This is a genomic window from Novipirellula sp. (assembly GCF_041583735.1).
GTDB lineage: Bacteria > Planctomycetota > Planctomycetia > Pirellulales > Pirellulaceae > Novipirellula.
In genome coordinates this window covers 1-12,081 of sequence record NZ_JBFHFD010000237.1, presented here as the reverse complement: position 1 = coordinate 12,081, position 12,081 = coordinate 1, and the positions used below count along the sequence as shown (strand labels likewise).

The 12,081-nt window shown below is 54.6% G+C and carries 9 protein-coding genes; 6 read left to right on the top strand and 3 right to left on the bottom strand.

Features of this window, described 5'->3' with window-relative positions; genetic code table 11:
* Positions 1-488: 488 nt before the first annotated feature.
* From ABX962_RS17860 to ABX962_RS17835, 6 genes are all read left to right on the top strand, one after another.
* Positions 489-1,208, top strand: coding sequence for a MotA/TolQ/ExbB proton channel family protein (locus ABX962_RS17860; protein WP_372721395.1), 720 nt, complete (start codon positions 489-491; stop codon positions 1,206-1,208).
* 163 nt (positions 1,209-1,371) lie between these two features.
* The gene (locus ABX962_RS17855) at positions 1,372-1,863 is read left to right on the top strand and encodes a biopolymer transporter ExbD (protein WP_339939381.1); all 492 of its coding nucleotides are present in this window, start codon (positions 1,372-1,374) and stop codon (positions 1,861-1,863) included.
* A 3-nt stretch (positions 1,864-1,866) separates the two neighbouring features.
* Positions 1,867-2,670: an ExbD/TolR family protein gene (locus ABX962_RS17850; protein ID WP_372721394.1), complete on the top strand. Its 804-nt coding sequence runs from the start codon at positions 1,867-1,869 to the stop codon at positions 2,668-2,670.
* Between the two features lie 136 nt (positions 2,671-2,806).
* On the top strand, positions 2,807-6,157 hold the full coding sequence (locus ABX962_RS17845) for a PQQ-binding-like beta-propeller repeat protein (protein WP_372721393.1): 3,351 nt from the start codon (positions 2,807-2,809) through the stop codon (positions 6,155-6,157).
* A 10-nt stretch (positions 6,158-6,167) separates the two neighbouring features.
* A complete protein-coding gene (locus ABX962_RS17840) occupies positions 6,168-8,498 on the top strand; it encodes an ABC transporter substrate-binding protein (protein ID WP_372721392.1) in 2,331 nt (776 codons plus the stop codon).
* Between the two features lie 50 nt (positions 8,499-8,548).
* Positions 8,549-10,525, top strand: coding sequence for a hypothetical protein (locus tag ABX962_RS17835; RefSeq protein WP_372721391.1), 1,977 nt, complete (start codon positions 8,549-8,551; stop codon positions 10,523-10,525).
* 15 nt (positions 10,526-10,540) lie between these two features.
* Here the strand turns inward: ABX962_RS17835 and ABX962_RS17830 are convergent, their stop codons facing one another.
* The 3 genes from ABX962_RS17830 to ABX962_RS17820 form a co-directional block, all read right to left on the bottom strand.
* Positions 10,541-10,954, bottom strand: coding sequence for a cold shock domain-containing protein (locus tag ABX962_RS17830; protein ID WP_339939391.1), 414 nt, complete (start codon positions 10,952-10,954; stop codon positions 10,541-10,543).
* 163 nt (positions 10,955-11,117) lie between these two features.
* The gene (locus tag ABX962_RS17825) at positions 11,118-11,792 is read right to left on the bottom strand and encodes a YqgE/AlgH family protein (protein WP_372721390.1); all 675 of its coding nucleotides are present in this window, start codon (positions 11,790-11,792) and stop codon (positions 11,118-11,120) included.
* A gap of 33 nt (positions 11,793-11,825) precedes the next feature.
* Positions 11,826-12,081: hypothetical protein (locus ABX962_RS17820; protein WP_372721389.1), on the bottom strand; the 256-nt coding region annotated here is incomplete at its 5' end.

Genomic DNA, 12,081 nt, shown 5'->3' with positions numbered 1-12,081 from the left:
CTGGCGTATGCCAATCGCAACGGACGCGAAACATTGCAAAGCGTGCAGCGAACGGTGTTTTCGCTCGAGCGTTCCGCTGGTGATCTGGTTTGGCAAGTGACGTCTCAGCGGTACCAAGCCTCTGAATACCAAGCGTCCGAGTACCAAGCGTCCAAGTAAGGCGTTTGTCAGTGGGCACTGCGTGTACGAACTCTCGCTTTGTAGCTACGCTCGCCAGAGCGTGGAGGGGTGCTGTGTAAATGCGAATCACCACCTTTTGGCTGGGAAGCAACATCTGTTTGCAGGCCGATGTGGGCAGGGAAATTGCGTTTTGCGCGGCTATGCGGAACGGTTGTCACTTTTTCGATCCGTTTTGCTCGTTGCAATCGCGCCAAAAATCGGTGGATTCGTTAGGATAAAGCTGGAATTGCCATCCCCTTTGAGTGAACCTCTATGGGGACGGCTGCTTTAACCCTTTTCTATTGATCCACCGAAGGACGAGATCCTCGATGCTTTTCGCTGAAATATCTATCTTCGATATCATCTCGCAAGCGACGTATGCTGCCCTTGCGGGAGCCGCTTTGTGGGGACTTTATTGTGCCACCGTGGTTTGGGCGCGAGTGAACCAGAAGCGGTTCAAGAGCGAAGATGAGCAAGATGTCTTCATGGACGATGTCGAGCAAATGCTCAGCGGCGGGGATTTCGAAGGAATCGCCGAGTATTGTGAAGGCGATAATCGGGCGATTCCGCAGATTATCGAGATGGCAATGCACCACCGCGAATTGGGCTACAAACGGGCACGTCAATTCGTTTTGGACCGTTTTCAGCGTGACGTCATGAGCGATCTGGAATACCGGCTTTCATGGGTCAGCACGGTGATCAAGTCGGCTCCGATGATCGGGTTGTTCGGAACGGTGTTCGGGATGATGGGAGCGTTTAAGACATTGGCCACCTCTGAATCGGTCGAGCCTTCGTTGTTGGCCGGGGACATCAACGTCGCACTGCGAACCACCGCATGTGGTTTGGCGATCGCGATTCCGCTGATGATCCTGGTGGCCAACGTCAATATTAAGATTGCCAAAATGGAAGACCTTGTCGGTTCCGGTTTGGCTCGCTTTATGACTCAGTACAAAGAAGCTCTTCTCAAATGGCCCGGTGGTGGGCCGGCGGCCCCTGCGTCCACAGCGGCCGAGCCTGTTGAAACAGTCATGCAGTCGCCGCAGCGTTAGCGTCGGCGTGGTGATAGATAAAACAAGTCGAGTGATGGTTGCGATCGTTATCGCTCGTAACGACGAGGAACGCAGAGGCGTCGCAATCGCCTCTGCCGCGTGCGGTCACTGCGGACGCAATGTTCCTTTTGCAGATGATGTTCACTTTTAGGATCGACCGATCATGAGTGCAGATGCAGTACACGAAGATCTTCTCGAAGAAGAGGATGATCTGGCGATGCCACGCAAGAAGCGTGACGATGAGGAGATGGATATTACGCCGATGATTGATATCACCTTCTTGCTGCTGATCTTTTTTGTGGTCGCTTCCAAGATGGACCCGACCAAGATCGGCACGATTCCGTCGGCGGACAACGGATTGGCGGTGTCGGCGGACGATTCGGCAATCATCTTTGTCGATCCTGGTGCGGGCGATGAAGTGATCTTGAAGAAGCGTGATGGCAGCGAGTTCAGCCGAGACGAAGCGACTCAGTCGACCGAGATCATTGAATACATCACCTCGGAGCTCGAGAAATCGATCGGTAAAAACAAGAATCAAGTCATGTTGCTCGGTGATGCGAACGTCAAAGTCGGCAAGGTGACTCGCATTCAACAGATTATCGGCGATGCATTCGAAGACATCGAATCGACTTACATCGCGGTTAAAGAGGAATAGAAGATGGCTATTCCCGTTACCTGTTCACAGTGCCATGCAGTGCACAACGTCCACGACCGCTTTGCCGGAGGGCAAGTGCGTTGTCCCGATTGTGATGCGCAGGTCGATGTGCCTGAGCTCGTCGAGTCGCAGCAACCTGTCGACATTGTTCCAGCCGAGATTCCCGAACCGATCGTGGATGTGGAATTGGTCGACAACGAATTTGGTGACGATGATTTCACCAGCTTCGGCAATGACAAGGGGCTCGAACCGTCGGCGTCGAGTGAATTTGCTTCACCAGCGGCGGTGGTTACGGCAGCGGCCGCCGTGGCGACTCCGCCCCGCGTTGCCGCAGAGCCCGCCGTCGTTGACGATGACGACGACGAAGTGCCCAAACGTCAGCCTCGTCAGGATGATGAACTGGACATGACGCCGATGGTCGATGTGACCTTTTTGTTGTTGATCTTCTTTATGGTCACGGCGTCGTTCAGTCTGCAGAAATCGATCGAGATGCCTCGCCAGCAAACCGACGCGCCCAGCAGCAACCCGGATCCCGAAGAGACCGAAGAACTTGATTCGGTGGAAGTCCAAATCGATGATCGCGGGTCGTTTTTGGTGATGGCTGCCGATTGGGAACGAGAAACGCCGGGCAAGCAAAACTTGATTTCAGCGCTCAAAGAGGCGGTGCCGGGCGGCAGTGATGCGATGAAATTAGTCATCAAAGTGCACGAGATGGCAAAACTACAAGCTCTCGTCGATGCCATGGATGCGGGGACGATTGCAGGGTATACCGAATTACAAGTCACCCAAGTCGAAGAGTTTGACTAGGGGTACCGCGTGAATTCGCCGGGGGTGAACTGCGGGTTGAGGGGCATCGTAGGAAACACGGAGGTGTGATGGCGTTGGCTTCGCATCACCCACCCATTGATTGAGTCTTATCACAGAATAGAAATAGTCGTTAAACATGCTTGCAAATGAACTGATCGATCGGCTCGAACGCGGTGGATTGCTCGACCAGGAAATCATCGAGGCGCTCCGTGAACAATTAGAGCAGGGGACTCGAGTTACTCCCGAGGCGGTAGCCAAGCTGCTGGTCGATAATGGGCAACTGACACGGTTTCAAGCCACTAAACTAATTGGCGAGCTTCGCTCGGCGGAGTATGCCCAACCGGGTGACGAAGTCGCCGACGTTGCGGTCATGGACGATCTGGCGATCCTGCCCGAAGAGGAGGGCGAAGAGGTCTTTGAGGTCGCCGCCGAGGACGATGGATCGGGCGAGCTTGTTGCCGAAGCCGTGCCAGTGGAAGCGGTTGCCGTAGAAGCCGTCCCCGTGACAGAGAACGGACAAGGCAACGGTGCCGCCGCGTCACGCCCTAAACGCACCCGTCCGAAACCCCCAGAGCACAAGTCGGTTTGGGATTCGTTCAAGATCTATGGGTTCGCTGGCATCATCGTGTTGTTGCTGTTGTCCGGCTATGGCCTGTTCTACATGTTGACGCGGCAAAGTGCGGATGAATTTATCGCCAATGCCAACAAACTCTACGATCAACAACAATTTACGCCGGCGCAAGATTCCTACATCAGCTTTCTCGATTCCTTTGGCGAGAATCATCAGTACTCGTCGATTGCCCGCGTGCGGATCGTGATGTCCAAGTTTTATCGGGCAAAGGAAATGACCGATCCCACCGAAGCGTTGGAGCTGTTGAAGAAAGAACTGCCCGCGATCGAAAACGAACAAGGGCTTAACGAAGAACGCACCAATCTAGCGGCACTATTGGTGGACGTTGCCTACGAAATCGGTCGTGTGGCCAATAAGGAAAAAGAGACTACCGAGAAAGAAAAACTGCTTGGCAAGTTGGACGAGCAGTTGACGCTGACGGAAAATCCAAACTACATGAGCTCCGCCATGAAAACGACTTTGGGCGGAAAGTTGCAGGAAATCTCGGAGATGCGTCAACGCGTCCGCCGCGAGATCAATCGCAACGTGCGGTTGGACGAATCAGTCCTCGCCATGGATGCGTTCCTTAAAGACAAGAAGACCAAAGAGGCTTATGACGTTCGCACCCAATTGCTGCGAGAGTTTCCAGAGCTGTACGAGAACGAGCGGTTGATGTCGTTGATTGTGACCGCCAGCGACATTCAGAAAACGTTGGTGAAACCCGCCAGCGATGTGCCAAAATTGGCGGATGCGAAAGAACAGAACGCAAATGATCGCTCCATCGTGTTGACGGCAATGGAAGGCCGTAAGGCGGTCGATCTGATTGGCGAGATTTTGTATCTGCGTGCGGGCGGATCGATGTTGGCATTTGCCGGGGACACCGGTGGGTTGTTGTGGCGCAAATTTGTTGGCTATGGCCAAGATCATTTACCGGTGCGATTGGACGATGGTTCCGGAGTCCTGTTGAGCGAATCAGCCAAACTTGAAGTGCAGCGATGTGACGGCAAAGATGGCATCCTCCGCTGGCGTAGTGTGATTGACGAGTTCTTTAGCGAGCCGGTTACCGTTGCCGATGAGGTGTACGTTTCGACCGAATCAGGCCGACTTGCATCGCTGGATGTCGACTCGGGCGAGGCAAATTGGGTCGCACAGATTCCTCAGCCACTGGAAGTAGGGCCGGGGATCGATAAGCGAGCCAAGGTGGCTTATGTGCCCGGGAACCATAGCAACCTCTATGTGCTCAATTCGCGTGACGGTTCCTGTTACGAGACGTTTTACATTGGTCACGCCGAAGGCACCGTGGCCGTGCCACCGGTGGCGTTATTGGGACACGTCTTTGTGCTCGAAAATGCCGGGACCGATTACACCCGGGTGCACATTTTAAAAGTGAACGAACAAGGCCAAGCATTAAAAGTCGCGCAGCCATCGATTCGCTTGGATGGGAACGTCAAAGTCAAACCGATCATTCAGGACCGAAAGTTGATCGTGTTGACTGACCTTGGCCAAGTCTCGGTGCTCGAAGTCGAACCGACGGCCAAACGCGAACAAGTCAGCGAAGTGGCACGTCAAGTCGCCTCGTATGATGTGCCAACCTCGACGCAAATGGCCGTGGGGCGATCGCAGATGTGGATCACCGGCACGCGAATTGGTCGCTACGAGTTGCAAATCAACACCGGCCGAGTGGTCCAGGACTGGTTCAAACACGAGGCGGATCGCTTTATCGGCCAACCGTTTACAAGCGAAAATACCTTGGTTCATGCCCGGATTTTGCGTGGTACCTCGGCCATTCGGGTGACCGCTGCGGATGCGAAAACAGGTGACGAAATTTGGCGAACCGATGTCGGGGTTCCGATCGCCATGATTGTCCCGATCGCGGGTGGTGGTGGCTTCCATGCGGTGACAACCCAAGGGGCTTTGTTTGAACTTGATCGTGATGCGTTGGCGAGTGGATCGACGGCGAATCCGGTCGAAAACCCCGGAGGATCGGGGATCGCAATGCGTTTCGAAAACCCCATCAAAATTGACGAGACTCGGCGTTTGATGCTCAATCAAGCAACGTCCGAAGACGTGATTGTTTACGATCCAACACGCCGCCAAGAGAAATTGCGGAAATTGCAATTGGCATTGTCCGGCAAAGCCAGCGGGGGGGCGTTGTTCGCCGGGGGCGGTTTGTTTGTGCCCACCGCGTCGGGCCGCGCTGTTTTGATGAATTGGCAAACCGGGCAAATGTTAGGCAGTCCTTTCCAGCCTGCGAGTGCACCCGAGGGGTCGGTGACGTGGTCAAATCCGGTTGCGATGCCAGACGATCCCGACCAAGTGGTGATCGCCGACAGCCGCAAACAGCTTTATCGATTACGGGTGGGAGAACAGATTCGTGAACTCGCCAAGAAGGCGTTGGAGGCTCCGTTCTTAGGTTCCACTGCGGCGGTCGGAAGCAACTTGATGGCCTCGGTGGCCGGTCCTGCTGCCGATTTTGTCGTGGGGCATGATTTGACCAGCCTGGACGAGAAATTCAAAGTCCTGCTGAATGGCCGCATTAATTGGGGCCCCGTCATAGCGGGGGACTCGAGTGAATATGGATTGCTGCGAACAGACGATTCGGTGCTGCGGGCCTTTGACGCCGATGGCAAACAGAAATTTGAGTTACCCGTCCCCGAGGGCGAAATTGTCGGAGCCACCGTGCTTAGCGGCAACGTGTTATTAGTGGCGGGCAAGGATGGATGGATGGTGACGGTGGATTCTGTCTCCGGTGAATTCCTTGGCCAAAGTGATTTGGGGCAGCCGATTTTTGCGTCGCCACTGAGTGTCGGTAAGAACTTGTTGGTACCGGGGGCTGAAGGGGTTGTTTATATCACCGATGTTCCATCGAAATCGTAAAGGGAATCTGATGAACATCAAAATACAAAGCCTTCTCTATGCGGGGGTCTGGTTGCTGTGCACCGTCGGGGCAGGATCGGCGTCGGCGCAAATCGTCAACTATTCTGACTCGGGAGTTCCTGATCGCGTTGGCTTGGAATTGCTGCAGGAAGAACCGCACGACATCATTTATCTCACCGAGGAATCCGGTGGCGGCTGGGTCAAGGCTCGCTTGTTGGATTTTCCAGGACGGAAAATTCCCAGCGAACCCAAGGGGGTGCTGCAGTTTGAGGTGATTGGAATCGAATTAAAAAAATTCGTCACCGATTGGAAGAATATCGAGAAGATCGATCTCTGGGAAATTCGGCTGGAACGAGAAACCGCCGAGATGATTGCGGAAGAAGATTTCGAGGGAGCCTATCCCTTCCTCTCGGTTTTGATTCGAGACTATCCCAATCGACCCGGGTTGCGGAAGTTGCGGAGTGAGTTTTTGTGGAAGGATGCGATCAAGCGAGCCAAATCTGGCGAATTCGAAGCCACCTTGGCGATGCTTGAAGAGCTGTGGCGATACGCGCCCGAGTTCCAGCCGAAAACGGTCCTGGGTGCCCTCAGTGGTGTCACCGACAAATTGATGATCAAGCTTGTCAAAGACGGCGACCTTGAACATGCCCAGCAAATGCTGGCCCGCTTGGAAAAAGATTACGGCGAGAGTCGCTTAGCATCGATTTCGAAGTGGAACAAGCTTTTTTTGCAGCTGGCTCAGAAGAAACAAACCGAAGCGATCGCCGCACTCGAGGCTAAGGATTATCGCGCCGCTCGGGCGTTGTCACGCGAAAGTGTTGCCGTGCGACCTGATATCGACGGGGGCAAAGAGCTGATCCGCAAAATCGACACGATCTATCCGCTGGTGCGAGTCGGCGTTTTGCAAACCGCCACCGTGTTGGATCCAACGCGAATTGATAATTGGGCATCGCGTCGCGCGGGTCGCTTGGTTTATCGCACCTTATTTGAAATGAAAGGCGCGGGGCCCGAGGGGGGGGAATATGACTTTGTCTTCGGCGAAACCGAGACAACCCCTTACCGAACCCAATTTGATCTGGTGTTGGAAACGGAGAAGTTGAAGCCGCCTTTGAGTGAGATTCAAGGTTTCACCATCGCGGACAAGATTGCCGAACGCGCCACTCGCAATACGCCCGAGTATTTTTCGCCTTGGGCCGCCGCGGTGACAGCCATTGGGATGGACGGCCCCAAGCGAGTCGAGTGCACGCTGCGTCGACCGCATGTGTTGCCCTCGTGTTTGTTGCAGATTCCCATTGATGGAAGCTGGTTTGGGGGCAAAGAAGGAGCACCCACCGGTGCTTACAAACGCGATGCCGAGAGCGACGATACGGTTCGTTATATTCTGGCGGCTGAACCGGAGACGCCAGCACAACTTCGCGAAGTGGTCGAAATACGCCAAGCATCGGCTAGCGACGGAGTGAGTATGTTGTTGCAGGGCGAATTGGATGTGCTGGATCAACTGTTTCCCGCCGATGCGGTTCGGTTAAGCAAAAGTCGCGACATTCGCGTCAAGAACTATCCGCTTCCCACCGTCCATATGTTGGTTCCTTGTTCGGATCACGCGTATTTGGCCGAACGAACGTTTCGACGCGCGTTGGTGTATGGCATCAACCGCGCCGACATTCTCAATGGGGAACTGCTCGAGGGACTTGAGGTGCCGGGATGCCAAGTTGTTTCGGGACCGTTCCCAGCGGGGATCGAAATGGACGACCCGTTGGGGTATGCCTATGACAAGAGCATTGCGCCGCGTCGCTATGAACCCCGCTTGGCTAAGTTATTGATGACGCTCAATGCCAACCAGATGAAAGCGATTGCCGATCGCAAGAAAGAGACGGTGCCTGAGATGAAGCCGATTCGGTTAGCGTTCCCCGCCGACAACTTGTCTCGCGTGGCATGTGAAGCGATTATGAGCCAGTGGCAATTGCTGGATTTGAAAATTGAGTTGGTCGAGCTTCCTGTGGGGCGAACGTATCCGGATCCAGGCACCGCCGACATCGTCTACGTCTCCGCCGCGATCTGGGAACCGATCATTGACGCGCGTCGCTTGCTCGGGCCCGAGGGGTTGGCGGGAAGCAGCGACCAATTGGTGGGCTTGGGACTGCGGCGAATCGAAGAAGCCCGGGATTGGAGAATGGTGCGTGATGGCTTGCTTGATTTGCACGCGATCGCACACCATGAACTACCGGTATTGCCGTTGTGGCAAATGGTCGATTCGTATGCCTATCGGCGCGAATTGACGGGGGTCGGCAACGATATCGTCTCGCTCTACCAGAACGCGGATAAATGGCAATTGAATCAGTGAGTCGCCGCGTACTTCCGGTTGGAAGAGGTGGTGTTTTTGGATTTCTCGATATGACAATCTTCGCTAGGAACCTCGGTTATTGCGTCGCTGCCACGCTGTTTCTTGTGATGCAGCTCGGTTGCGCTGAAGATTCGCCGGATCGGGCTGCGCAGCCTGCGGTTTCGTTAACGGGAGCCGAGGGAGTGGCTGCTGAATCGCCGCCCGCGTCGGTATCAGGTGATGCGGCGGCACCGATTTCGACGACCGCCAACGCGGCCGCCCCGAACGAAGATGCCGAAGCCGAGGTCGAGCCGTGGGATTTTTCACCGTACAAGGTGCTTGTTTGGATCGTCTCGGACGAACCGCGAGTCAGTGCGGAATCGGTTCGCCAGCCGCTTCAAGAGTTTCTTGATCGTGATTTTGCCGCCATTTGGCAGTTGGACTGTGCCGATGCGCCCCCCGCGGTCGTCAATGCGGCTAACCGAAATCTTGGTGAGATGACCTACGAGTCGATTTCTGCCTCCGATCCGGTGGTCGCCGTCAAACGCGATCACGAGGATGCTGTCCGCCTACGAACGGCTGCAAACGTCGGCGAAATTGTCAGCGACGTGTATACCACTCAGGGCATGATGGACGAGGTTCGACGACGGGCGGCCGAGATTGGAAACGATTCGATCGATGGGGTCAGTGACAAGCTACGCGCCCTGGAAGGGGATGCGATTGCGGTCAGTAAAATGTGGGAGGATCCTACGACCGAGGCGATCTTGGTTTCACGCGGAATGGCGCTACTGCTTGATAAGCCCGAGGCCAAGATCATTCCGGTGCCTCTGAGTGGTTTGGTGATTGAAGCGATCGATTCCTACGACAAAATTTTCGTGGTTCGCATCGAAGAGAGTGTTTCGCCCGCCTCCGTCAGTGTGGTCGAGCTCGATACGTTGATGCGGCATTTTGGTCCGGTGGCAACTCGGCACTTTGTGCAGCCCTCGGAGATGCCGGGAACGATTGGGCGGACAATGATCGAAGCCTTTGCACCGGTGGTTCGCATTGAAGACGCAGGACAGAAAAATGCGAAGGGTTTGCTTCGCGCCGGAGGTTTGATTCTCGATGATAAGTCGCCTGCGATGGTCCACGTCGGTGATGTGCTCGAACCGATGACTCGCAAAAATGATCGCAATGGAAACCCGATCCAAATTGGACCAATCGATTGGGCCTATCTGCTGGTGACCGAAAAGAAGGATTCGTTGATGGATATGGATTTTCATGCGGGCCGCGCCGGGGGGTTGCAAGGCCGCAGCAACAAGCGAACGTTTCGCATGGCGCTGCGAAGTCGACCGTTCGGAAAGTCGACGATGTTGCGTCTGCATGCTCAGAAAGATCCCGATTTTCCGCTGATCGGTTACGAGATTTATGACAAAAATCTCGAGACCGGTGACATGTCCTTTGTGGGGCGAACCGATTGGAACGGGCGTTTGGACGTCGAGGCAGCGGACTCGCCACTGCATCTGTTGTATGTGAAAAACGGCGGCGCGATTCTAGCACGATTGCCAATGGTGCCAGGACTAAACCCGCATGCCGTCGCCGACTTGAGTGGTGATGATATGCGACTGCAAGCAGAAGCCTACATCCGAGGGGTCCAAAATGCGATCATCGATCTTGTCGCGATTCGCGAACTGTTGGCGGCACGCGTGCGACTGCGGCTTCGCAAGGGTGAGATGGATGAAGCACGAGAATTGCTGCACTCGCTACGTGAACAGCCGACGCATGAACGAATTGCCGACGACATGGACAAAAAGCTGACAGCGTTTTTAAACCAGCCCGGAGCCAAGAATCCGAACCAACGAGCGAAGATCGACCAAATGTTCTCACAGACGCAGGATTTATTGTCCAGGCAAATCAATCCGGAAAAGATTCGGGCGCTTGAAGAGGACATGATCACCGCTCAGAAAAACGGAGGTCGTTTGCCCGCCGAGGAGAAAGACGAAGACAAGGCTCAAGCGGTCGACACCACCAAAGTGATCGAAGAGGCCCCCGCTGCGGCCACCCAATAGGGCCGCCAATGATCGTTACGACTCGTCTTTATCACGCCATGAGGGGCGTTTTTTGCGAGCGTTGGGGTGATGTTTGACGATCAGGTGGGGCGCATCGCGACCCGATAATTTCTTGCCTTCGGGGCGATTGCTGCGACGAACCAGTTTCGCTCGCAAGCGATTTTCTTTGTCGTAATAATCGTCGTCTAATTCATACTCGACCCACATGTATTCGTACGGAAGCACTTCGCGATCGTAGGGGCCGCGTGGGGGAGCACCTTCGAGGGTGCCGTCAAAGACGGATCGATGAAAGAACACATCCTCACGAAAATCTTCGGCATCGATAAACCCGAATTCGCCATCGGGGCTGACGAAACGGATCGTGCCCAAGCGTCGCTTTTGAATTCGATAGGGACGTTTAATTTCCTCGTCGTCGTCGTGTCGCCCCATGCGATTTCAATCTCTCGGTACGGTAGTGGTAAAGGGTAATGGCACCGATTGGTGCGCAAAGGCTTGAAAGACTCGGGGCAACCGAGACGATCAAGGCGACCATGTTACGGAATATCGTCGCTGTTGGAAGTCCATGACACAAACAACCGCGTCGATGCGACACTTAGTTTAGCTCCGCATTTCCGCTCATGTCAGGAATTCCGATCCAACGCGCCACCGATCGTGAGGTCGCTCGGCGAATCAAGCGTGGCCACATTTCGTCGGCGTTCTCGAAAACGACATCCGCCGTGGCCGGAACAATATGCCAAAGTCCCGCCTCAACCTCGGCATTGAGCCGTTCGGTTTCCCAACCAAGGTGGCCAATAATCAACCGATAGGGGCCTGGTTGTTTGTTGACCAGCCCTTCGAGATGCTGCTTCTGAGCGGCGACGTAGATGCCGTGGCCTGTTTCGGCTTCGGCATACTCGCTCAACTGATGAATCGCAACGACAGGGCCTGACAGCGGCCCTCCAAAGTGGACCATGCCCACGGGGGAGTAAGGTGTTGGTGGCGTCGTCGGCTGCGAGAGAGATTGTCCTTGGGGGTTTCCTGGCAATCGATTTTTAGACTCTTCCTCCAATTTTTCTGGCTCTGCAGTATCCTCACCAGGCGTCTGGGACGCCATTTGTTCACCGAGCATCGCCATCAATGCTTGCGGATTCGGATGCATTGGACGGTTGAGCATGACGCCAATCACGCTCTCGTGGTCATCGTGAACCAGTAGGCATACCCCTCTGGTGAGAATGGGGTCTGTCGCAAGCGAGGAAGCAACTAGAAGATTTCCAGTTAATGATTCCATCGTAAATATCCCGAAGGTAGTTTGAGATGTCTGTCATATTGGCAGTTTGCGTATAGCATTCAGTAAATGAGGCAAGCGGCGCGCCAAAGCAGGATTCTTATGCAAAAAGCCAGGGTTTCGTGGCACATTGATAGCAATAATACTATCGAAAATGCCGGTTTTTAGTTTGTTTTTGGACACCAAGACGGTGATGAGGAGTATCGAATGTCGATCGAGAAAATGCGACGAACTTACACGCTCAGTGGACTCGATAAAAAAGACGTCGATCCCGATCCGATGGTTCAGTTCG